Here is a 22,437-nt window from a genome sequence, read left to right as displayed (position 1 = left end):
GCCCGTACGCCGCACGGCCGTACGCAGACAAGGGAAAGGACTCCCGACCATGGCTGTAAGCCTGTCCAAGGGTGGCAACGTCTCGCTCACCAAGGAGGCACCGGGCCTGACCGCCGTCACCGTGGGCCTCGGCTGGGACGTCCGCACCACCACCGGCACGGACTTCGACCTGGACGCCTCGGCCATCGCGGTCAACACGCAGGGCAAGGTGTACTCGGACGCCCACTTCGTCTTCTTCAACAACAAGCAGACGCCGGACAACACGATCGTCCACACCGGTGACAACCGCACGGGCGAGGGCGCCGGCGACGACGAGGCGATCAACGTCAACCTGGCCGGCCTGCCGGCCGACATCGACAAGATCGTCTTCCCGGTCTCGATCTACGACGCGGAGACCCGCTCGCAGAACTTCGGCCAGGTCCGCAACGCCTACATCCGCATCGTCAACCAGGCCGGCGGCGCCGAGATCGCCCGCTACGACCTCTCCGAGGACGCGGCGACGGAGACGGCGATGGTCTTCGGCGAGCTGTACCGCAACGGCGCCGAGTGGAAGTTCCGCGCGGTCGGCCAGGGCTACGCGTCCGGCCTGGTGGGCATCGCCCAGGACTTCGGCGTCAACGTCTGACCGACGCTGCGCTGTGCGGGAGCCCCTGGCCGTGTGGTTGCGGCCGGGGGCTCCGGCGTCAGCTCAGCTCGCGGACGCGTACGGCAGGAAGGCCGCCCAGGCGGAGGGGGCGAGGGCGAGCCGGGGGCCGGGGGTGGCGGGCGTGTGCGTGTGCTTGGAGTCGCGGATGTGGATGGTGGTGGGGGTGGGGGCTATTTCGAGGCAGGATTCGCCGCTGTTGCCGCCGCTGTAGCTGCTCTTGAACCACGCCAGGGCGACTTCGACGCAGGACTCACCGTTATTGCCGTCGCTGTAGCTGCTCTTGAACCACGCCAGTTCGGAGGCGTCCCCGGAGGGGGCCTTGCGAATCATGTTTCTCCCAGCAGTTGCTTGATCAGGGCCAGCGACTCCCCTGGTGAGAGAGCCTGTGCCCGGATGGTGCCATATTGCAGCTCAAGGACGCGGAGCTCTTTCGGGTCCGATGTCGGACGGCCGTTGAAGGCGCCGTCGGAGCGTCCTACCGCCGTACCATCCGGGAACTTCAGCAGCTCGATCCGTCCGTCCAGACCGGAGTGGACTTCGGAGTTCAACGGCATCACCTGAAGCATGACGTTGTGCAGCCGAGCCACCTCCAACAGATGTTCTAGCTGCCGTCGCCACACCATTGTGCCTCCGATGGGACGGCGCAGCGGTGCCTCTTCCAGCACGAAGTGGATGGACGGAGCCGGGTTTCGTTCGAAGACCGACTGCCGAGCCAGACGGGCCGTCACCATGCGCTCCACGTCGTCCGGTGAATAGGGCGGCTGGGCAGCCGAGATCACGGCTCGCGCGTGCTCAGGCGTCTGCAACAGCCCACTGATGCTGTGGCACACATACACCCCGATCTCCACCGCCTGCCCCTCCAACTTGGCCAACTCCCGCACCTTCTTCGGATACCGGACCCTCTTCACGTCCTCCCAGGTCGCCGAGATCAGCCCACCTGCCTCCAGGACCTCGTCCGCCCGATTCAGGTACTCCTGCCGAGGAATCCGCTTCCCGCCCTCCACCTTGTAGACCATGTCCTCGCCGTAGCCGACCGCCTCCCCGAACTCGGCGGCCCGCATCCCCACCGCCTCCCGCCGCAGCTTCAGCTGACGGCCCACCGTCGCGATGACCGCCACGCCCCAGTCGTCGTCCGGGTCGACCTCCCAGCCCGGCTCGGTCACCTCGCCGCCGTCCACGCCCATCCCACGCCCCCTTGTGCCGTACGCCCGTACCCGCGACCCCGCCCCTACCCGTACGAACGCGTCCGACAGCCAGGACAGCACCGGACAAGCACCGGACAGTCACCGTACGCAAGGGCTTCGTCACTGTTCACGGTATGCATGCCCGGCCACGCTGAGTGACGTGAACGATGAAATCTCCACCCCCGTCCGCAACATGAGCCTGCGGCTCTCGTCCACGCCGCGCGGGGCTCGCCTGGCCCGTCTGCTGGCCGCCGAGCAACTGCGCGTCTGGGGGCTGCCGTTGGATCCGGCGAGGCAGATCGTGGCCGAGCTGGCGGCGAACGCGGCGACGCACGGGCGGGTGCCGGGGCGCGACTTCGGCCTTCTCCTCTACGTCGTGGGGGACACGCTGCGGATCGAGGTCACGGACACCCGCGGTGACCGCCTGCCGCACACCCCGCCGCTCGCACCGGACGCCGAGTCGGGCCGGGGCCTGGTCCTCGTGGAGGCGCTCGCCGACAAGTGGGGCGTGGCACCGGGGCTGTCGCCGCGCAAGACGGTGTGGGCCGAGATCGAGGTGTCGCCGTAGCCCGGGAACGCGGGCTTCGGTCCCGAGGGACGTCACCATCCAAGGAACGAAACGGGGAGAAAGAACCCCACCAAGCCCCACCCCTCCCGCCCGTCGCGCAGAGTCACTCCCGCGAGTGAATATGCCCAACTGGGCTGGATTTGAGGCGGGTTGCCTGCCCTACGCTCAGCGCAACAACCGCAGAAAAACTTCGGCCCTCGCCGGGACGGGCAATCCCAGTGCGAGGGCCTGACCACCATGGAAGAGACGCTTCCCGATGGATACGAAAAACCCTAGCGCGCCCTCGTGCGCCGAGTCCCGTGTTGCCGCCAAGAAGCACCCGAACCGGGGGTCCGGCGGGCTCATGCACGACAACGCCCGTCACACCTCCCACTTCGTGGTGATCGGCAACCACCTCGCCCAGCACCCGACCCTCTCGGCGCTCTCGATCGGGCTCGGCGTGCACATCCAGTCGCTCCCCAAGGGCGCCCAGGTCGACATCAAGAGCCTGGCGATCCGCTTCCCGGAGGGCAGGGACCGTATCGGCGCCGCGCTGCGCGAGCTGGAGGAACACGGCTATCTGCGGCGCGAACGCGAACGCGTCCCCGACGGCCGGATCATCACCCGCACGGTCTCCTGCAACCAGCCCGGCCACCGCAACCGCCGCCGTCAACCCGAAGCCGCAGCACGGCCGAAGGCACCACAGAAGCCCGCCCGCAAGGCCCTCCCACCCGTACCACGCCCGGCCTGCCCCTCCCCCGCGCTCCTCCAGAAGGCCCTGGACCTGCTCACGGACCTCCGCCGCCACGACTCCCGGCTGCTGCTGTCGGCCGTCGACGCCGACCATCTGGCCCCGGGCGTCGCCGCCTGGCTGGAGCGCGACGCCGCCCCCAGCGCCGTACGGCACGCCCTGACCGCAGACCTGCCGGCCGAACCGCTCCACAGGCCCGCCGCCCTCCTGGCCCACCGCCTGACGGACCGGCTGCCCGCGCCACCGCCCTTCCGCGCACCGGCTCCGCCACCAGCCGCGCCCACCCGGATCCACAACTGCGACGGCTGCGACCGAGGCTTCCGCTCCCCGGCACCTGGACTCTGCCGTGACTGCCGAACCGATCTCGCGGAGGAGACCTAGCATGAAAGCGACGATCCTTGCCCCTGGGCACAGACGAGGAGCGAGCGCCATGACCATCGCACCCGACAACGCGCAGCAGGGCGCCTCCCACCGGTACCGGGCCATGCGGGATTTCATCCGGTCCACGGACGACACGGTGCCAGGCAAATTCGAAGTCACCAAGGAAGGGATCGTTCACGACATGATGGCGCCCGTCGGCCCACACGAGCTGACCACAGCGCATCTCCGTAAACGCCTCGAAAGGGTGATGCCGGAGGAGCTCCTGGCCCACACGGGCGAGCCCGATGTCGAGGACGAGTCCGAGGGCATCATGCGTCGCCCCGACCTGATGGTGATCGCTTGGGATGACATGGATGTGCCAGGCTCCTTCGACCCGCACACCCTCATCGCCGCCATTGAGGTTGTCTCCCGTTCCAACCCCGAGAACGACTGGGTCACCAAGATCCGCGACTATCCCCTGATCGGCATCCCGATCTACGCGATCTTCGACCCCCGCACCGGCACCGGCGCCGTCCTCACCGACATCCACCCCACCCCCGACGGCCCCCGCTACGCCACCCGCAAGGACTTCGTCTACGGCGAGGACGTCACCATCGGCGACTGGACCATCTCGACCGATAACCTGCCGCGCTACAGAGACAGGACCGGCGAGCAGCACTGAGCGGATGCAACTGTGACCGGCGACAGCTGGCGTGTGATCAGAGCGTCCGGAAGGCACGATGAACGCCGAGGTCGGCCCCGGGGGCGAACTGATCCCCCGCCCCGAACAGACCCCTGAAGCCCTGCGCTCGGCTCTCGCCGTCGTGGCGCCGGGCCTGCTGGAAGAAATGCAGACCACGAAGGACGAGGCTTTCGCCACAGCCGTCGAGTGGCAGTCTCTCAGCCCGGTGCAGAGCTGGGTGCTGATCTGGGCCAAAGAGATCGAGATCGCTCGTCGGCGAGACCTGTCCGCTCGCCATGCTCAGGCGGAGCAGGATCTGGAACACGACGATCCGATCGTCGCCCAAGAGGCCCTTCGCGAGACGAGCGCGATCACCGAAGAGGCGCTGAGGGCAGTGCGCACGTGAGCTGGAGATGGAAGTACGCCTTCGGAGCCGAAGAGGCCGCCCGCGCTACGCGACCCGCAAGGACTTCGCTACGAATCCCCCGGCCCCCAGGAACCCGGCGGCGAGCGCCGCTCCGGCTGACGGCCGGATAGGTTGCCCGCATGATCCTCGCCCCCGTCCCCCTCACCCCCGATCGCGACATCCCGGCGCCGGTCCTCTCCGAGCTCACCGCGCTGTACGCCTCCAACCGGGAGTTCCAGGCGCTCAGCGGCGACTTTCCGGACCCGGACGACATCCGGCCGGAGCAGGTGGCCGCCGAGCTGGCGGACGAGTTGGCCCATCCGGATGCGGAGGTGCTGCTCGCGCGGGCCGAGGGGCGGCTGGTCGGGGTGGTCGTCACGCTGGCCCGGCACCCGGATCCGGCCGACCCGGATCCGTGGATCGGGCTGCTGATGGTGGACGCGGGGGCGCAGGGGAAGGGGTACGGGCGGCGGATCGCGGAGGAGATCGAGCGGCGGTTCCGGGCGGCGGGGCGGGACGCCGTGCGGCTCGCCATGCTGGAGGGCAACCCGAAGGGGCTCGCCTTCTGGACCGCTCTCGGGTACGAGGTGATCGACCGTCGCCCGGACCGCGAACGCGGCCGTCCGTGTGCCGTGCTGCGCAAGGAGCTGGGCACGGGCGCCCAGGGCAGGCTCTAGGGCCGGGCCGGCTTTCCGTCGCCGTACAGCCAGTCCTTCCAGATGGCGGAGAAGTCCTTCCCCGGCGCTGTCTTCTCCACGTACTCCGTGAACTCGGCCGTGTCCGCGTTGCCGTGGCGGTGGGCGGCGGCCCAGCCCTGGATGATGTCGTAGAAGGTGTCGTCGCCGACCTTCTGGCGGATCTTCTGCAGGACCATCGCGCCGCGGTCGTACACCGGCCGGTCGGAGATGTGCGCGGCGCTCGACGGCTCGGCGGGCGGGAACGCCCACAGGTCGCTGTCCGCGGGGGTGGCGTAGAACTTGTCGAAGGTCTGCTGGGCGGTCCTGCCGCCGTGGTCCTCGGACCAGAGCCACTCGGCGTAGGTCGCGAAGCCCTCGTTGAGCCACATGTCCCGCCAGGTCCTCGGGGTGACGGAGTCGCCGTACCACTGGTGGGCGAGTTCGTGGACGAGGGTGGCGGTGTCCGGGGCGCCGGGGAAGACGGGCCGGGTCTGGGTCTCCAGGGCGTACCCGGAGTCCGCGGGGCGGTCGACGATCGCGCCGGTGGAGGGGAAGGGGTAGGGGCCGAAGTTGTAGTCCTCCCACTCCATGATCTCGGGCAGCTGCGCCAGCACCGCGCGGCTCGCCTTCTCCTGGGTGGGGTCCACGGCCGTGTACACCGGGAGGCCGTCGGGGAGGGTGGACCGGGTGATCGTGTAGCGGCCGACGGCGACCGTGGCGACGTAACTCGCCATCGGCTCGGCGCTGTGCCAGGCGAAGGTCGTACGGCCGTTCTTCGTCGTCTCGCTCTTCAGCTCCCCGTTGGAGACGGCCTGGAGGCCCTCCGGGACGGTGACCGTGATGTCGTACGACGCCTTGTCAAAGGGGTGGTCGTTGCCGGGGAACCAGGCCATGGAGCCGACCGGTTCGCCGAGGCCGAGGGCGCCGTCGTCGGTGCGCAGCCAGCCCTCCTCGGAGCCGTCGGGGTCGGTGAGCGTCTCCGGGCGGCCCGAGTAGCGCACGGTCGTGCTGAAGGTCTCGCCCTTCTTCAGGTCGTCGTGCGGGCGGACGGTCAGTTCCTGGCCGGCGCGGTTCCAGCGGGCCTGTCTGCCCTCGACGGTGACCGTGTCGACGTCCAGCCCCTTCAGGTCGAGGTCGAAGGCGGTCAGATCCTGGGTGGCACGGGCGGTGATGACGGCGGTGCCGGTGAGGCGGCCGCCGTCCGGGTCGTAGGCGAGGGTGAGGCCGTAGTGGCCGACGTCGTAGCCGCCGTTCCCCGCCTTCGGGAAGTACGGGTCGCGGACGCCCGCGCCGCCCGGGGTGCCGTGGACTCCGCCGTCGCACGCGGCCAGCACGAGGCAGAGCAGCGCGGACGGGAGGAGGAGCGGGGACCGGGGCACGCTCGTGATCGTAGGACGCCGTGACACCATCGGCATGTGCTCGACATCGGCTACGCCCTCTCCAACCGCTTCCCGGACCCGCCCCAGACGGACTACCGGCGGGTGGACGTCCACACCCTGCGTCACGACCTGTTCTGCGGTGACGTCTACCTCGCGGACACCAAGGCGGACCGGGAACTGTCCACAGCCTGGGGATGGGTGCCGGTGCTCGACTTCGCGTGGGCGCTGTGCGACATCGCGGAACGGCTGGACAGGGATCCGGCGGGGTCCCGGGCCGCCCGCCCGCAGCACGCGGAACTCGACTTCACCGAGTCCACCGACCGCATGCTCTTCGAGCGCCGCTTCGGCTGGGTGGACATCGAGGCGGACTGGATGCCGGCCGAGGAGCCGCCTCTCACCTTCTCCCACACCGATCTGCGCCGGGAGGCACGGGACTTCCTGCACGACCTGGTCGCCGACCTCACCGACATGCACGAGGGGCTGGCCGACAATCCGGCGATCTGGACGCTCCAGGCCCGTTTCCCGAGGGTGTCATAGCCCTACCGGCCCCTGCCGGAAGGTTGAACGACCCACGGGTGTACGGAAGTTGACCGTACGCCGAGGCGGGAGTGACAAGTGGGGCGGGAGTCGGCGGAAGCCGTTCCGCCTGTCCCGGCCGCCCCTACGTTGACTCCGTGCGGACGCAGCAGCGACAGGCAGGCGACAGCGGGAAAGACGCCTCTTCCGAGGTCTCCCCGGCACCGGTCACCGCCAGGCCCACCGGCAGCACCAGGCCCGCCGGGCCCGCGGAACACGCTCTGCTCGCCCTCCAGGGGACCGCGGGGAACGCGGCCACCACGCAGGCGCTGCGGGAGGCGAAGGGGAAGGGCGTCGCACGGCCGCCGGCGGTACGGAGCCGGCCGGTGGCGCCTGTGGCCCCCATCGCCGAGGAACACACCGATCCCGGCCTGGTACTGCCGCCGTACCTGATGGACTTCCAGGCCGCCGGGCTGTCCACGGCGTACGGGCTGACAGGGCACGAGTTCGTACGGAACGCGGTGGCCGCCGTCGTCGGACACGGCGACGGCACGGTCGCCGACATCGGCGCCGAACTCGCCGGACGCCCCGAGTCGTACTACGGCCAGGGCCGCGCCTTCGCGGTCCGGGGCAGGGACGGCAAGGACTGGTACGACGTCACCGTCACCGTCTCCCGGGCCCCCGACGACCGGCCGCCGGTCTTCCACCCCAAGGACCTGCTCGCCAACACCGTGCCCGACCCGGACGGGGCGCCGCTCGCCGCGGTGGACGACGCCGAGGGCAAGGACACCAAGGTCGACGTCCAGCACAACACCGCCGCCACCGTCGCGACCACCGCGAGCGGCGGGTCGAGCAAGGGCGTCGGCGGCATGGCCTTCGGGCTCGCGCCCGTCGCACCGGGGCTGTGGCTGGGCGGCGCGGGCCTGGTGAACGCGCAGCCCTGGCAGTCCGCACGGGAGTCCCGCAGCCAGCGCAACGTGGCCGAACCGCGGGTGCTGCGCAGTGAGAAGGGCTCGGTCGAGGCGCCCCGCAAGGTGCGGTACGGCGTACGGATCAAGAAGCAGGGCACCCAGCACGCGGCACAGCACGCACAGACCTTCCACGGCTCGGGCACCCTCACCCAGCGCGTGCCCACCGAACACCTGGTCCCGGCCGGCACCCGGACACCCGCCGCTCCGGAGGCCGTCGGCCCGGACACCGCCCGGCGCGTCTCGCTCGCCGACTCCCTGGCCCCGGTCGCCGTCACCGACACCGCGGCCCCGCACCAGGGCGGCGGCGGACTCTTCGACGCGGTCGCCTCCGTCCTGCACCCCTCGCTGACCGCCGCCGGGGCACCCGGCCGCGCCCGGCTCTACGAGGCGACCTCCACGGCGACCGTCCTGGAGGACCTGCCCCGGCTGCTGCGCGACGGCGTCACCGGCGAGGACCTGGCGGCCAAGGACGGCAGCAGCGTGGGCAGCTACCGCCTGCACGCCGAGATCACCGGCATGTCGTCCGCCTGGGGCACCGGCGGGACCCAGCTGCGCACCCATCAGCAGACCCAGCACACGGTCACCGAGAGCGCGGGCAAGGGGCGCGCCGTCACCGGCGGCCTGGGCCCGGCCATCGGCGTCGGAGCGGTCGGGAACGCCGCCGTGCTGCGGGGCACGGCCATGCCGGTCGCGGCGGCCCGCAAGGCGCGGTTCACGGTGGCCGAGCAGACCGTGTCCAGCCGCCAGGGCGCGGAGGTCCGCGGCGACAAGGTGCTCTACCTCGCGACCGTGCTGTTCACCGCGGAGGGCACGGGGCCGCGCTCGGCCGAGATGATCCTGCGCCCCGGGACCCGGGTCGCCCGGCACTCGATGCGGGTGTGGATGAGCCTGCGGGCCGACGAGGCGCGGTCGCTCGGGCTGCCGCTGCCACCGGACGCCGAGGCCAAGGAGGCCAAGAAGACCGAGAAGGCCAAGGGGTTCATCGAGAAACCGAAGCGGACCGACGAGAACGGCGACGAGGTCGACGTCGAACGGCACCTCCCCTTCGGCGCCATGGGCTCCAGCGTCACCCTCAGCCAGCTCGACACCAAACCCATGGTGCGGGCCGTGCGGGAGCTGTTCGCCACCGATCCCCGGCTGGCCGGCTATCTGCCCGCCTTCGGCAGGGATGCGGTGGCCTCGACCCCGAGCAAGGAGGAGGCCGCCCTCCAGCGGCGCAACCACCGCGAGCTGATGGCCGCCCTGTCCGAGACCAACCTGCGGGTCAACAAGGACCAGCTGACCACGACCGGCATCCGGGTGCGGCTGCGCCGCAAGACCACCCTGCACTCCCACGACGTGCAGATCCGCGTCCGAGGGCAGCTCCGCGAGACCGGCTACCTCGGCGACACCGACGACTGGCTGGTGCGCAGCCACTCCGGTGTCACCGGCAACGCACAGAGCGGACGCGGAAGTTCGCGCTCGATCGGCGGACTGGTGCTCGGCCAGGCCCGCCTCGTCCCCGGCATCCTGACCGGCTCGGCCCGCTACGAGAGGCACAGCTCCGGCACCCGCCGCAACCAGGCCGGCCCCACCACCCGCACGGACGTCCTCACCAACGGCTCCGAGAAGGCCAGCACCTTCGGGGCGGCCCTGCGCCTCGACGTCGACGTCACCATGACCTCCCGGCAGCGCAAGCTCGGCCGCGCCCTCACCCCCGGCTCCCTGGGCCAGGACGCGCCCGAGGCCAGGCGGCTGGCGGGACTGCACCTGGACGAGCAGGACGTACGGCTGGTCACGCCGACGGAGTTCACCCTCGACGAGGAGGGCAAGCGGCGGCAGGACGCGGTGGGCGACCGGCGCCGGGCACAGGCCCCGCGGCCCGAGCACGCCGTCACCGCCGAGGGGATCGGCGACCTGGCCACGCTCGTGCCCCGGCCGTCGGCCGGACAGGCGCTGCGGGACTGGCAGCTGGTGGAGACGGTCGGCGACGGGCAGGCCGTCCGGGACCTCGCCTTCCAGCTGCTGTCCCGGGCCGCCTCCCGCAACAAGGGCGTCCGCGAGGATCCCGCGCTGCAGACGGAGGGGCTCGCGCCGCGGCTGGCCATCGAGGAGCGGTTCGGGCCGCAGGCCATCACGGCGTCGCTGCGGCAGGCCGCGTCCTCCGGGTGGGTGGTGAAGAACCTGCGCTATCCGCGCCGGCTCGCCGCGCTGAACGGGGCCGTGGGCACCCGGCTGACGCTGGCCAACCCGAAGTTCCTGCACCGGGGCGCGGGGCCCGGCACCGAGACCTTCGTGCTCGGCGGCCACCAGGCGGCCGGTCAGGAGGGGCAGGGCACCACCAGCACCTGGCAGTTCGGCGCCACCGGCTCGGAGAACGGCGCCGAGTGGCGTCTGGGCCAGGGCCTCTCCGGGAGCCGCACCGCCAGCGAGGGCGACACCCGGTCCGCGGCCCTGTCCGGCACGGTCGAGCGCAACGCCCACACCCCGAAGAAGGCGCCGCTCTACCTGGTCCAGTGCGACCTGCTCGTCACCATGGTCGCCGAGGTCAAGGTCACCGGCGGCGGCCCCTACGTGGCGACGGCCGCGCGCACCCTGCCGGCCGAGGCGGCGGTGTGGCTGACGGAGGCGCAGCTGCCGGCGCCGATCCGGCGACAGCTGAAGCTCGACCCGGAACCGGCCCTGATGTCGTCGACCCGGCAGCCGGGGCGGCGACCGGCGGAGAGCTCCCGGGCGGGCGAGAGCTCACGGGCGGGCGCCGAGCGCGAGGCCCGGGAAGGGGCGCGGGGAGGGGCCCGTGCCACGGACACGGCAAACACGGCCGGGTCGACCACCTCCGCACCGCCGCGCACCGGCGGCCCGTCCTTCGCCCGCGGGCTGTCCCTCGGCTTCGGCATGGTCGAGAACCTGCCGAACTTCGTGCCGCTGCTGGCCCGGCTCCGCACCCGCCTCGCGGAGAGCGGGCAACAGGGCCTCGCCGACGACCTGCTCCCCCGCCGGCAGCTGGCGGACCGCAACGACAACGTGCAACGGCTGCTGCGCGTCCTGGACCGCGACGGCAGCGCGGGACTGCTGTCGGGCGCGATGGACGGCGGGGTCACCGTCGAGCTGTTCGACGGCCGCAGGACCCCGTACTGGGCGGTGTTCAAGGTCAACCGGCTGGGCGACGGCGCCTACGACGGTGCGGCGGACGACGGCCGCGACATGGAGTACATCACCGCGGCCGTCGCCCAGCAGGCCGCCTCCCACGACGAGGGCGTGACGACCGGCGTGGAGGGGATCCTCGCCGGCTCCGGCAAACCGGACGGCGGGACCGGGCAGCTGAAGAGCACGGGCGGTGCGGCGGGCCTCGGCGTCGGCTCGGGCGGCTCGCGGCGCTCCGGGACGGCGAGCCGCGGCCAGCTCGGCATGAAGACGGTCGCGGAGGCGAAGACCGCGAAGTCGTCGAAGATGCGGGTGCCGATCGAGGCGACCCTGGAACTGCACCGGGGCGACCGCCGGCTCGCGCTGGTCTCGCTGGGCCGCCAGGCACTGACCCACCGCGTCCTGGACCAGGACCTGGCCGCCCTCGCCCGGCTGACCGCGCCCCGCCACCGGCCGGTGGCTCCGGCTCCCGGCCCGGGGGACGGCCGCCCGGCTCCGCTCGGCAGCTGGCGCTCCGGGGGTGTGCGGCTGCCGATGGAGGCGCAGGTGAACGGCTTCCAAGGGGCCCCGCAGGTACGGGAGCTGGTTACCTCGGCGGTCCGGGAGGCAGGCGGCGGCGACCGCTTCCGGAGCAAGGGCCAGGCCGCCGCGTACACCCTGAACGAGGCCGTCTCCACCGAGTGGCTGATCGCGGCGCTGCCGCTGCTGACCTCGGCGGGGGCGGAGCTGCCGCCGGTGCACGCCACCGGGGTGGAGGGCCAGGACCTGCAGACGTCCCTGCACGCACGGCTGCGGGACGGACGGGTGCTGGGCGTCGGCGACAAGATGACCTTCGAGACGGTGGGGCAGAGCCACCTGGACGCGCCCCGGCCCACCCAGACGGACGGCCTGAGCTCCGCCGACCACGGCAGGTCGGCACGCGGGCTGGCAGGCGCGGGGCTGCTCAACGCCGACGAGTTCCGCCTCAACCAGCTGATGGGCAACGCCGGTGGCGCGGGCGGCGCGGCCGACGCGGCGGTGAACGCGTCGGGCTCGATGCCGCTGCACAAGCCCAAGTCCGCGTCGGTCCTGGTGCAGTTCACGCTGGACGTGCGGGTGGTGGCGAGGGTGACCAACCGCGTGCGGACCGGCCGTACCGGCACCGCCGTGCGGGAGCTGACCCTGCCCCGGCCGGTGGTGATCCGCATGCCGGAGCCGGTGGTCCGCCGCATGCTTGCTGCGCAGCAGGACCGGCTTCAGGATCCGGACGACCACTTGGGCTTACGGAAGAAGGCCGCGCCCCAGGAATGAGTGCTTCGGCCGGTTCGCGGCTGCGGGTGGGTGGGGGTTGCTCGCGCAGTTCCCCGCGCCCCTTCGGGGCGCGCTGATCCCGAGGTCGCTCACCCCTCCACGCGGATCCCCAGCTGTGCCGCCAGCACCGGTGCCAGATCCAGCAGTTGGGACGTGCTGATCACCGCTCCCGCCAGTCGCTCCACCCCGGTCGCGATCTCCAGGGACGCGGCGCCCCGCAGATCGACGTCCTTCATGGTGACCCCTCTGAAGTCCGCCGCCTTCAGGGTGCAGCCGGTGAACTCGACCCGCTCCAGGACCGCGTCACCGAAGTCCGGTTCGACCAGCACACAGCCCTCGAAGACCACGTCTCTCAGCCTGGCCGTGCGCAGGTTGAGGTAGTCGATCTTGCCGCCGCGGATCACCACACGCTCCAGGACGGCACCGTGCAGCTGGGTGCCGCCCAGCCGGGCGTCGACCAGCTCGACATCGCGCAGGGTCGCCTCGGCCAGGTCGGTGCCGACCCCTCTCGCCCCGGTGAGGACCGTGTCCAGCACGCGCGCGTGCCGCAGACCCGTCTCGTCGAAGGCGCAGTCCCTCAGCGCGCAGTCCATGAACCGGGCGCCCGCTCCGTCCTGCCCGACGAAGTCCGCCTCCCGGAACTCCAGCCCGTCGTAGTCCCCGTCCGGCTCCAGCTCGCCACCGCCCCAGGGCTCCAACTCGGGCAGCCGCACCTCCGGCCGCCGCGCGCCCTTCACCCTGCCTCCGCCGGCCCCACCGGCCGCTGTCCTCGCCATGCCCCCATAGTGCAGGCCCCCACTGACAATCCCCGCGACCGGCGAAAACGGAGAGAGCGCAGAGAACGGCCCGCCCTTGACCTCAACCGTGCTTCCCGCCGGCCGAGGCGGCGGCCGCGCACCGCGCCCTGGAGACCAGGGCGACCATCGGAAAGGCGGTCCTGGAACCGTGACCGGTTCGCTGCAGGGTGCGGGTCGTAGTGGGTTGCTCGCGCAGTTCCCCGCGCCCCTGAAAGCAACGACGCGCAGGCCGGCCTAAAGGGGCGCGGGGAACTGCGCGACCAGCCACAGCGGCGCCGCAGCCGCCAGACCGCACGGCCCCCCGAGCTCTTGGGCGATCGGCTCATCCGGAATGTCAATCACACACCCGGCGTTACGATCGTGCGTGAATCGCCTCATGGGATTTTTCCGGGGGCTCGGCGGCAAGGTGTGGGTGTACGTCCGCAGCGCCCCCGGCACGTACATCTGGCTGGCGATTCTCTTCGTGACGACCGTCGCGCTGCACCACATGTCGCCGGAGTTCGAGCAGCAGTTCCTGCGGCAGCGCTCCACCAACATCAGTGAGCTGTCGGACAACCCGGTGCGGGTGCTGGTCGCCAGCGCGATGTGGATCGACGGCGGGCACTGGGTGCCGTACGCCTTCCTCTACACCGTCTTCCACGCGCCGGCGGAGCGCTGGCTGGGGACGGTCCGCTGGCTGGCGGTGTGCGTGGTCGCGCACGTCCTGGCCACCCTGATCAGCGAGGGCGCGCTGCTGAAGGGGATCCACGACGGCATCGCCCCGCACTCCGCGGTCAACACCCTGGACATCGGGGTGAGTTACGCGCTGGCCGGGGTGATCGCGGTGCTCGCGTACCGGATCGTGGCGCCCTGGCGGTATCCGTACCTCGCGGCCGTCCTCCTCGTCTACGGGCTGCCGCTGACCGAGTCGCCGGCCTTCACCGACCTGGGCCACTTCGTCGCCGCGCTGATCGGTCTCGGCTGCTATCCGCTGGTCAGGGGGCGCGGAAAAGCATGGAATCCGAAGGAGACATTCGCCGCTCTCAAGGGTTAACGTCCGGCCATGAGCAGCTCGGCAAGCAGGTCGGCAAGCGCTGCCGTCAACGGCGGCATCTCCTTCTGGTACGCGGACGACGGCCTCCCGGCGGTGCGGGAGCCGCTGGACGGTGACGCGTCGGCGGACGTCGTGATCGTCGGCGGCGGGTACACGGGGCTGTGGACCGCCTACTACCTGAAGAAGGCCGCCCCCTTCCTCCGGGTCACCGTCCTGGAGCAGAAGTTCTGCGGCTACGGCGCCTCCGGCCGCAACGGCGGCTGGCTCTACAACGGCATCGCCGGCCGCGACCGGTACGCCGCGCTGCACGGCCACGAGGCCGCCGTACGCCTGCAGAAGGCCATGGACGAGACCGTCGACGAGGTCGTGACGGTCACCGCGGCCGAGGAGATCGACGCCGACCTGCACAAGGGCGGAGTGCTGGAGGTCGCCACCACCCCTGCCCAGCTGGCCCGTCTGAAGGCCTTCCACGAGCACGAGCTGTCGTACGGCGAGAAGGACCGCGAGCTGTACGGCGCCGGGGAGACCCGGGAGCGGATCCGGGTCGCCGACGCGGTGGGCGGCACCTGGACCCCGCACGGCGCCCGGCTGCACCCCGTGAAGCTGGTGAAGGGTCTGGTGGCGGCGGTGGAGGCGCTGGGGGTGGAGATCCACGAGTCCACGCCGGTGACCGAGATCCGGCCCCGGCACGCCGTCACCCCGTACGGCACGGTCCGCGCCCCGTACATCCTGCGCTGCACCGAGGGCTTCACCGCGAACCTCAAGGGCCAGAAGCGCACCTGGCTGCCGATGAACTCCTCGATGATCGCCACCGAGCCGCTCACGGCGGAGCAGTGGGCGTCGGTGGGGTGGGACGGCCGGGAGACCCTGGGCGACATGGCGCACGCGTACATGTACGCGCAGCGCACGGCCGACGGGCGGATCGCGCTCGGCGGGCGCGGGGTGCCGTACCGGTTCGGGTCGCGGACGGACAACGACGGGCGGACGCAGGAGGCGACGGTCGAGGCGCTGCGCGAGATCCTCGTGCGGTTCTTCCCGTCCCTGGCGGGTGTCGCGGTCGAGCACGCCTGGTCCGGGGTGCTCGGGGTGCCGCGGGACTGGTGCGCGACCGTCACCCTGGACCGTACGACGGGGCTCGGCTGGGCGGGCGGCTACGTCGGCTCCGGGGTCGCCACCACCAACCTCGCGGCCCGGACGCTCCGGGACCTCGTGCAACTCGACTCCGGGCAGGGCGGCCGCACCGAGCTGACCGCACTGCCGTGGGTGAACCACAAGGTCCGCAAGTGGGAGCCGGAGCCCTTCCGCTGGCTCGGCGTCCAGGGCATGTACGCCACCTACCGCGCCGCCGACCAGCGCGAACGCCTCCACCCGAGCACCGAGTCGTCCCGGCTGGCCCGGGTCGCGGACCGGGTGGCGGGGCGGCACTGAGGCGCCGCCGGCCCCTCGGCCCCGTCAGTCCTTGTAGTCGGGGGCGATGCGCTCGACCAGCCTGAGCAGTGCCGACCAGGCGAGGTCGTACGCCTTGTCGTCCTGGAGGTCGGAGTCGTGCTCCTCCCCGGCCAGTTGGCGGGCGGTGAGTTCGCGGACCTCGGGGTCGGGGAGGACGAGCTTGGCGCCCCCGGCCGCGGCCGTGGTCTGGATCTCGCAGGCCTTGTCCAGGTAGTACATGCGCAGGAACGCCTGGGCGGGGGTCTCGCCGACGGTCAGCAGTCCGTGGTTGCGCAGGATCATCGCCGGGTGGCCGCCGAGGTCGGCGACCAGCCGCCGCTGCTCGGCGAGGTTGAGGGCGACACCCTCGTAGGAGTGGTAGCCGAGCCTGCCGTAGAACTCCATGGAGATCTGGTTGAGCGGGAGCAGGCCCTCCTCCTGTGCGGCGACCGCGCAGCCCGCCCTGGTGTGGGTGTGCAGGACGCAGTGGGCGTCGGAGCGGGCGGCGTGGATCGCGCTGTGGATGACGAAACCGGCCGGGTTGACGGGGTGGGGGGTCTCCTCGACGGGGTTGCCGTCGAGGTCGATCTTCACCAGGTTCGAGGCGGTGATCTCCTCGAAGAGCAGCCCGTAGGGGTTGATCAGGAAGTGGTGTTCCGGGCCGGGCAACCGCACCGAGATGTGCGTGAAGATCAGGTCGGTCATCCGGAAGTGGGCCACCAGGCGGTAGACGGCGGCGAGTTCGCGGCGCAGACGGAGTTCTTCCGCGGAGGGGGTGGACATCGGGGGCCTTTCAGCTTTCAGCGGGGTACGGGCACGTGCGGGTGCGGGCGGGTGCGGGCGGGTTCCGGTGGTCGGGGTTCAGGCCGCGCTGAGCTCCGGGCTCGTGGCGGCCGCGGCCGGGGCCGGTTCGCCCGCCAGGCGGCGGCGCCACGCCTCCAGGAGCGTCTCGTCGGTCGGCCTGGTCGCGAGGCTCACGGCGACGTAGGCGAGGAGACTGGCGAGGAGGCCGTAGTAGATCGGCTCGTTGGCGAGCAGGCCGTCGGTCACCATGAGGGTGATCACCGTCGTACCGCCCGCGATCATCGCGGTCAGCGCGCCCGGAAGGTTGCCGCGCCGCCAGAGCAGACCGCCGAGGATCGGTACCAGCAGCCCGCCCACGAGCAGGTTGTAGGCGACGGTCAGTGCCGAGAGGACGTCCCCGAGGACGCAGGCGATCCCCATGGCGACCGCGCCGAGGACGGCGATGGCGAGCCGGTTGGAGGCGATCTCGTCCTGGTCCCCGGGCGTCGCACGGCGGCGCAGCCGGGCCCAGATGTCGTTGTTGGCGACGGTCGCGGAGGCGATCAGGGCGCCACTGGCGGTGGACATCATCGCGGACAGCGCGGCGGCCAGCACCAGGCCGCGGACGCCGGTGGGCAGGGCGTGCTTGACGATGGTGGCGAAGGCCTGGTCGGCGTCGGCCAGGTTCGGGTAGAGGGTCTTCGTCGCCATGCCGATGAACGCGCCGGCCAGCGCGTACGCCAGACAGTAGACACCGGCGACGGTGCCGCCCCAGGAGGCGACCTTGTCGCTGCGGGCGGTGAAGACGCGCTGCCAGATGTCCTGCCCGATCAGCATGCCGAAGGTGTAGATCAGCACGAAGGTGAAGATGGTCTGCCCGCCGATGGAGGTGGGCGAGAAGTAGCCCTGCGGAAGCCGGTCGGCCATGGCGCCGAAGCCGCCCGCCTTGACGACCGCGATCGGCAGCAGCAGGACGAGCACGCCGATGCTCTTCACCACGAACTGCACCATGTCGGTGAGGGTGATCGACCACATGCCGCCGAGCGCCGAGTAGCCGACGACGATCGTGCCGCCGACGACCACCGCGACCCAGCGCGGCACGTCGAAGAGGACGTCGAAGACACTGGCGTACGCGATCGTCGAGGTCACCGCCAGCATCAGCGTGTAGACCCACATGACGACGCCGGAGATCACGCTGGCCGCGTCGCCGTAGCGCAGCGAGAGCATCTCGGCGACCGTGTACACCCGCAGCCGGGCGATCCGGGCGGAGAAGAAGGCGCTCAGCGCCAGCAGGCCGAGACCGATGGCGCCGACCATCGTGGCGCCGGAGACGCCGTAGGTGTAGCCGAGACGGACACCGCCGATGGTGGAGGCGCCGCCGAGGACGACGGCTGCCATCGTGCCGGTGTACATCAGGGGTCCGAGGCGTCTGCCGGCGACCAGGAAGTCGCTCTTGGAGGCGGCGCGGCGTTTGCCCCACCAGCCGACGCCGATGATGCCGATCAGGTATACGGCCATGACGAGGTAGTCGACGGTCATGGAATCCTCCGGGGACGGGGGAGAGCGGGGTCGGGTGGGGGGAGTGACATGACCGTAGCCACGGGGTGTACTGGAGCTGAAGTGCCGCTTCTGTCCAATATGGAGATGCTCATTGGATGAATCCGCCACCGCGGGCCCCGGCTCGGGCCCCGACGGCGACGCCGGCACCGAGCAGCCGTCCGTGCGCCTCGGTGTGCTGCTCGCCGCCCCGGGCCTCGGCCTCACCCAGGTCGCCGGACCGCCGGCCGAGGACCGTCCGGTCGGCACGGTCGGCACCACGGAGATCGAGGACCCGACGCCGTACCTGGTCGGGGGCGAACTGCTGCTGACCGCCGGGGTCCGGCTCCCCGGCGACCCGGACGGCATCGACACCTACGTCCGCCGGGTCGTCGCCGCCGGAGTGGCCGCCCTCGGCTTCGGCGTGGCCCCCGTGCACCCCGAGGTCCCGCCGGAACTCGTCCGGGCCTGCGACCGGCACGGCCTGCCGTTGCTGCGGCTCCCGCCCGCCACCCCGTTCGTCGCCGTCGGACAGGCCACGTACGCGGCGATCGCCGAGGCCCGCAACCGCGAGCTGCGGGAGGTCTCCCGGGCCCAGTCGGCGCTGGCCTCGGCCGCCGCCCGCCCGGACGCCCTGCGTGCCGTCCTCGGCCAGCTGGCCGCCCGCACCGGGGCCTGGTCGGTCCTGTACGACACCCAGGGCACCGAACTCTTCGCGGCGGGCCCCCGCCCCGCGTCCCCGCACCTGCTGCGCGATCTCGCCCTGCGCACCCTGCGGCAGGACGGCGGTCCCAGGGCGGCCGCGGCGCACGACCAGGGTGTCCATCTGACCGTCCACGCCCTGCCGGCCGGCGCGGACCGCACGGCCGGCGCGGCGCTCGCCCTGGGCCAGGCCGCGACCACGCCCCCGACCGCCGTACACCGCCAGGTGACCGGCACCGCGGCGGTTCTGCTGGCCCTGCTCACCAGCCCGCGGCACGCCCTGAGCACCGACACCCACAGCGTCGGCGCACTGGTACGGCTGATGCTCGGGGCCACGCCCGCCGAGGTCGCGCCCGCGCTCACGCCGGCCGGGGCGGGCCACGACCACTGGACGGTGGTGCACGGCCGGCACCTGCCCGACGGCTCGTCCGTTGACGTAGCTCCAGCCCAACTGGCCGCTCTGTCCGCCCTGTTGGGCACTCCCTACGTGCACATGGACAGCGCCGGCCTCAAGGCGCTGGTGCCCTGCGCCCCCGACGCCCGGCCGAACGTGCCCGCCCAGGCGGCCGGCCTCGGCTGGGTCCTCGGTTACAGCGCACCCGTGGCCGCGCCCGACCTGCCGCGCGCCGACGCCCAGGCCGAACGTGCCCTACGGCGCGCCGTCGCCGCCGGCACACCCGCCGTCGTCCACACCGCCGACCCCCTCACCCTGCAGGCGCTCGTCTCCCCCGCCGAAGCCCATGCCCTCGCCCGCAGCCGCTTCGCGCCCCTGGACCGGGCCGGCGCACCGGGCGCCGAGGTCCTCCTCGACACCCTGCGGACCTGGCTGGCACTGCACGGCAGCTGGGACGGCACCGCGGCGGCCCTGCGGGTGCACCGCAACACCGTGCGCCACCGCCTGGCCCGCCTCGCCGACCTCCTCGACGTGGACCTGCAGGACCCCGGCGTCCGCATGGAGCTGTGGTTCGCCCTGCAATGGCATTCGCCCTGACAGGCGGCCCGCCGTGGATGTAGTCCGTGGAGCCCCCTGACGGATTCGAACCGACGACCTTCGCTTTACAAGTCCGGGCAGGATCTTGCTGGGTAGTTCCGGACTCTGACTCGGCGTCCGGAACCACCAGGTCAGGACAGGTTTGTTGTGGGGCCCGGTCCACGTCAGGACGGCTCCTGCCGCACCGTCCGCTCACGCATCGCTCACGCAAAAGGGGCTGCTGAACATTGAATTCGCTCCTCCTCGCACTCTTCTGCCCTCCGAGGCCGTACACCCACTGAAGGCTTTCAGCTGGTTGATTGCTCGTTCGCCGATCACACGGGACCAGGTCGGGCACTCCGTCAGACACGTAGTTCAACGACTGCGAGCGCTTCGGCCATGACAGCCGGCCATGCCGCCCGCCTACCGTCGGACCGTGATCAGAGACAGCTGTCTCGACGATGCCCGCGAGGCATACCGGACCGCATGGCGCGGCTTCGCAGGGAACGCCTCATTGAGAGGTGCCCATGGAGATGGTCCACAGCATCGACCTCAGGAGCGCCTGCTGGGCGGCCGGGATGGTCGCCAGCCGTCGTTGAATCGCCTCGTCGCGCGCTACGGCCACCTTGTCGTGCAGGGCGAGCCCGGCGGCCGTCGCCTCCGGGATGCGGACCCGGCGATCACGTGCGGAGAAGGTGCGGATGATCAGCCCCTCCCGCTCAAGTCGGTCCAACAGGGAGACCAGCGTCGTCTTGTCGATGCCGAGCTGCGCACCGATCTCCGACTGCGTGCGCTGTCCCCCTTCGCCCACCAGCGCGAGGACGAGCCAGTCCCGCATATCGGCGAGGCCCGCCTCCCGGCACACCGCGTCGAAGACGTCTCCGAGGGCGGCAGCGGCCCGGTGTGTGAGCCAGGTGAGATCCGCGGTCGAGGGGTCGTCGGTGAGCGCGCACATCTCATGCGGCACTGTCCGCCGATCGCTGGGGGCCACGCGTCACCATCCTGGATTCCCTGGGTCGTCCATCCACCATAATACGATCCGGACCAAAACCTTCCCTCATCAGATCATCTTGCTTCGGACGATCCTGAGTCGTATGTTTGGCGCGCAAGACGTCCACCAGGCACACCTCACGCAAGGAACGACCGACCATGACTTCCGACCTCGAATTCCGTATCCGCCGCCTCGAAGACCGCGCCGCGATCAGTGACACCGTCATCCGGTACGCCGTCGCGATCGACCGCGCGGACTGGGACCTGTACGCCACCTGCTTCACCGACCCGGTGCACATCGACTTCTCCGACGCGGGCATGCCCGCGAACGACTTCGCCCGCGACGACTTCGTCCACTTCGCCCGCGGCGGCCTCTCCGGATTCACCGCCCGCCAGCACCTGAGCCCGAACCACGTCATCGAGTTCGACGAGAACGATCCCGACCGGGCCGTCTGCCACTCGTACATGTACGCCCAGCACTACCTGGAGGGCGCCGAGGGTGGGGACTTCTTCCTCATGCGGGGCACGTACACGAACCACATGCGCCGTACCGCGCAGGGCTGGCGCATCGAGCGCCTCGTCCAGGGCATCGGCTGGACCGAAGGCAATCTGAACGCCCCCGCCGAGGCAGCCGCCCGTTTCAAGGCGGCCGACGCGAGCGCGGCCTGAACGCCGGTGGAAGAAGCCGCCCTCCGACTCCAGGACAGAAAGACAGACGGATGACAGCGCACAGCTCCCCGGTCGCCGCTCCACCGCCCGAAGGCCCGGTATCGGGCATGGACGGCTTCTTCCACCGTTACTCCGACGTCAACGGCATACGCCTGCACCACGTCGTCGGCGGCGAGGGGCCACCGGTCGTCCTGCTTCACGGCTGGCCGTACACCTGGGCGGTGTGGCGCCGTCTGATGCCGCTCCTCGCCGCAGCCGGTTTCACCGTTGTCGCCCCCGACCTGCGCGGTACCGGCGATTCCGGCAAGCCCGACAGCGGGTACGCCAAGAGCGACGTCGCCGAGGACATCTGGCAGATCGTGAAGAACCTCGACCCTGCCGGCACCAGTGACACCGGCGTCAACCTCGTCGGCATGGACATCGGCGCCATGGTCGCGCACGCCTACGCCACCGCCCACCCCCGCGAAGTCCGCCGGCTCGTCCTCTCCGAGTCGGTGCTACCAGGCTTCGGGCTCGAAGAACTCATGAACCCGGCCACCGGCGGCTACTGGCATTTCGGCTTCCACATGCAAGTCGACATCGCCGAACTCCTCACCGCGGGCAAGGAAGCCGACTACCTCGCTCCCGCCTGGGCCATCGGCTCCCCCGCCGGCGGTCTCACCGACGCCGACCGCGCCGAATTCCTCCGGCACTACGCCGCCCCCGGCGGCATGCGCGGCGGATTCCAGCACTACGCCACCCTGCTGGAGGACGGACGGGCCATCCGCGCGGCCGGCACCACCAAACTGCCCATGCCCGTCCTCGTCCTCAACGCCGTCCTGGGCCTGCCCCAAGCACCGCTCCTCGAAGGCGTCCGCCGGATCGCCGACGACGTCCAGGCCGACCTCGTCCCCGACAGCGGCCACGCGTACGCCGCGGACAACCCCGCCTGGACCGCGCAGAGACTCGCCGCCTTCTTCGCCACCCCCGCGGCCTGAGCGCCGACCACGTTCTATCC

20 protein-coding genes are annotated in these 22,437 nt (G+C 71.5%); 13 read left to right on the top strand and 7 right to left on the bottom strand.

The genetic code is table 11. The features are described from left to right. Positions 1 to 49: 49 nt before the first annotated feature. Positions 50 to 625 (top strand): TerD family protein, encoded by a 576-nt coding sequence (locus tag KVT45_RS11215; protein ID WP_089101822.1) that lies wholly within the window; start codon positions 50 to 52, stop codon positions 623 to 625. 63 nt (positions 626 to 688) lie between these two features. Here KVT45_RS11215 and KVT45_RS11210 read toward each other — a convergent pair whose 3' ends face one another. Continuing rightward, entirely contained in the window at positions 689 to 976 is a 288-nt protein-coding gene (locus KVT45_RS11210; RefSeq protein ID WP_217546475.1) for a DUF397 domain-containing protein, read from the bottom strand. Then, positions 973 to 1,830: a helix-turn-helix transcriptional regulator gene (locus tag KVT45_RS11205; RefSeq protein WP_217546473.1), complete on the bottom strand. Its 858-nt coding sequence runs from the start codon at positions 1,828 to 1,830 to the stop codon at positions 973 to 975. The genes KVT45_RS11210 and KVT45_RS11205 overlap by 4 nt, the downstream gene beginning before the upstream one ends. Positions 1,831 to 2,023: 193 nt before the next feature. Here KVT45_RS11205 and KVT45_RS11200 point away from each other — a divergent pair, with 193 nt between their 5' ends. The 5 genes from KVT45_RS11200 (at position 2,024) to KVT45_RS11180 (ending at position 5,253) form a co-directional block, all read left to right on the top strand. Then, positions 2,024 to 2,398, top strand: coding sequence for an ATP-binding protein (locus KVT45_RS11200; protein ID WP_217546834.1), 375 nt, complete (start codon positions 2,024 to 2,026; stop codon positions 2,396 to 2,398). Positions 2,399 to 2,654: 256 nt separating this feature from the next. Further along, positions 2,655 to 3,509: a helix-turn-helix domain-containing protein gene (locus KVT45_RS11195; protein ID WP_217546472.1), complete on the top strand. Its 855-nt coding sequence runs from the start codon at positions 2,655 to 2,657 to the stop codon at positions 3,507 to 3,509. A gap of 49 nt (positions 3,510 to 3,558) precedes the next feature. Further along, positions 3,559 to 4,170 (top strand): Uma2 family endonuclease, encoded by a 612-nt coding sequence (locus tag KVT45_RS11190; RefSeq protein ID WP_217546832.1) that lies wholly within the window; start codon positions 3,559 to 3,561, stop codon positions 4,168 to 4,170. 58 nt (positions 4,171 to 4,228) lie between these two features. Next, on the top strand, positions 4,229 to 4,576 hold the full coding sequence (locus KVT45_RS11185) for a hypothetical protein (RefSeq protein WP_217546470.1): 348 nt from the start codon (positions 4,229 to 4,231) through the stop codon (positions 4,574 to 4,576). Positions 4,577 to 4,716: 140 nt separating this feature from the next. Next, positions 4,717 to 5,253, top strand: a complete 537-nt coding sequence (locus KVT45_RS11180; protein WP_217546468.1) for a GNAT family N-acetyltransferase — start codon at positions 4,717 to 4,719, stop codon at positions 5,251 to 5,253. Here KVT45_RS11180 and KVT45_RS11175 read toward each other — a convergent pair. Continuing rightward, complete coding sequence (locus KVT45_RS11175) at positions 5,250 to 6,662, bottom strand: M1 family metallopeptidase (RefSeq protein ID WP_217546466.1); 1,413 nt, start codon at positions 6,660 to 6,662, stop codon at positions 5,250 to 5,252. The two genes, KVT45_RS11180 and KVT45_RS11175, sit on opposite strands and share 4 nt — an antisense overlap. 6 nt (positions 6,663 to 6,668) lie before the next feature. Between KVT45_RS11175 and KVT45_RS11170 the strand changes: the two genes are divergently transcribed. Together KVT45_RS11170 and KVT45_RS11165 are read left to right on the top strand one after the other, a co-directional pair. Next, the gene (locus tag KVT45_RS11170; RefSeq protein ID WP_217546465.1) at positions 6,669 to 7,169 is read left to right on the top strand and encodes a hypothetical protein; all 501 of its coding nucleotides are present in this window, start codon (positions 6,669 to 6,671) and stop codon (positions 7,167 to 7,169) included. A 137-nt stretch (positions 7,170 to 7,306) separates the two neighbouring features. Beyond that, positions 7,307 to 12,532, top strand: a complete 5,226-nt coding sequence (locus KVT45_RS11165) for a hypothetical protein (RefSeq protein ID WP_217546463.1) — start codon at positions 7,307 to 7,309, stop codon at positions 12,530 to 12,532. A gap of 89 nt (positions 12,533 to 12,621) precedes the next feature. On the opposite strand, the gene KVT45_RS11160 is transcribed toward KVT45_RS11165, so the two are convergent. Then, on the bottom strand, positions 12,622 to 13,308 hold the full coding sequence (locus KVT45_RS11160) for a pentapeptide repeat-containing protein (RefSeq protein WP_217546462.1): 687 nt from the start codon (positions 13,306 to 13,308) through the stop codon (positions 12,622 to 12,624). Between the two features lie 397 nt (positions 13,309 to 13,705). Here KVT45_RS11160 and KVT45_RS11155 point away from each other — a divergent pair, with 397 nt between their 5' ends. Together KVT45_RS11155 and KVT45_RS11150 are read left to right on the top strand one after the other, a co-directional pair. After that, positions 13,706 to 14,362, top strand: a complete 657-nt coding sequence (locus KVT45_RS11155; protein ID WP_217546460.1) for a rhomboid-like protein — start codon at positions 13,706 to 13,708, stop codon at positions 14,360 to 14,362. Positions 14,363 to 14,371: 9 nt separating this feature from the next. Then, positions 14,372 to 15,790 carry an FAD-binding oxidoreductase gene (locus KVT45_RS11150; protein WP_217546458.1) on the top strand — a complete coding sequence of 473 codons (1,419 nt, stop codon included), beginning with the start codon at positions 14,372 to 14,374 and terminating at the stop codon, positions 15,788 to 15,790. Positions 15,791 to 15,814: 24 nt separating this feature from the next. On the opposite strand, the gene KVT45_RS11145 is transcribed toward KVT45_RS11150, so the two are convergent. Further along, a complete protein-coding gene (locus tag KVT45_RS11145) occupies positions 15,815 to 16,573 on the bottom strand; it encodes a class II aldolase/adducin family protein (RefSeq protein WP_217546457.1) in 759 nt (252 codons plus the stop codon). 78 nt (positions 16,574 to 16,651) lie between these two features. Further along, positions 16,652 to 18,112: a sodium:solute symporter gene (locus KVT45_RS11140; protein WP_217546455.1), complete on the bottom strand. Its 1,461-nt coding sequence runs from the start codon at positions 18,110 to 18,112 to the stop codon at positions 16,652 to 16,654. A gap of 112 nt (positions 18,113 to 18,224) precedes the next feature. Between KVT45_RS11140 and KVT45_RS11135 the strand changes: the two genes are divergently transcribed. After that, positions 18,225 to 19,802 carry a PucR family transcriptional regulator gene (locus KVT45_RS11135; RefSeq protein WP_254646595.1) on the top strand — a complete coding sequence of 526 codons (1,578 nt, stop codon included), beginning with the start codon at positions 18,225 to 18,227 and terminating at the stop codon, positions 19,800 to 19,802. A gap of 490 nt (positions 19,803 to 20,292) precedes the next feature. Here the strand turns inward: KVT45_RS11135 and KVT45_RS11130 are convergent, their stop codons facing one another. Beyond that, positions 20,293 to 20,772, bottom strand: coding sequence for a MarR family winged helix-turn-helix transcriptional regulator (locus KVT45_RS11130; RefSeq protein ID WP_217546453.1), 480 nt, complete (start codon positions 20,770 to 20,772; stop codon positions 20,293 to 20,295). Between the two features lie 158 nt (positions 20,773 to 20,930). On the opposite strand from KVT45_RS11130, the gene KVT45_RS11125 reads away from it, so the two are divergent. Continuing rightward, the gene (locus KVT45_RS11125; RefSeq protein ID WP_217546452.1) at positions 20,931 to 21,440 is read left to right on the top strand and encodes a nuclear transport factor 2 family protein; all 510 of its coding nucleotides are present in this window, start codon (positions 20,931 to 20,933) and stop codon (positions 21,438 to 21,440) included. A 50-nt stretch (positions 21,441 to 21,490) separates the two neighbouring features. Further along, a complete protein-coding gene (locus KVT45_RS11120; RefSeq protein ID WP_217546450.1) occupies positions 21,491 to 22,417 on the top strand; it encodes an alpha/beta fold hydrolase in 927 nt (308 codons plus the stop codon). Positions 22,418 to 22,437 lie beyond the last annotated feature (20 nt).

Source organism: Streptomyces sp. GbtcB6, assembly GCF_019091475.1.
In the GTDB taxonomy this organism is placed as follows: Bacteria; Actinomycetota; Actinomycetes; order Streptomycetales; family Streptomycetaceae; genus Streptomyces; species Streptomyces hyaluromycini.
Note: the sequence above shows the minus strand (reverse complement) of the source record. Positions and strands in the feature narration are given on the sequence as shown.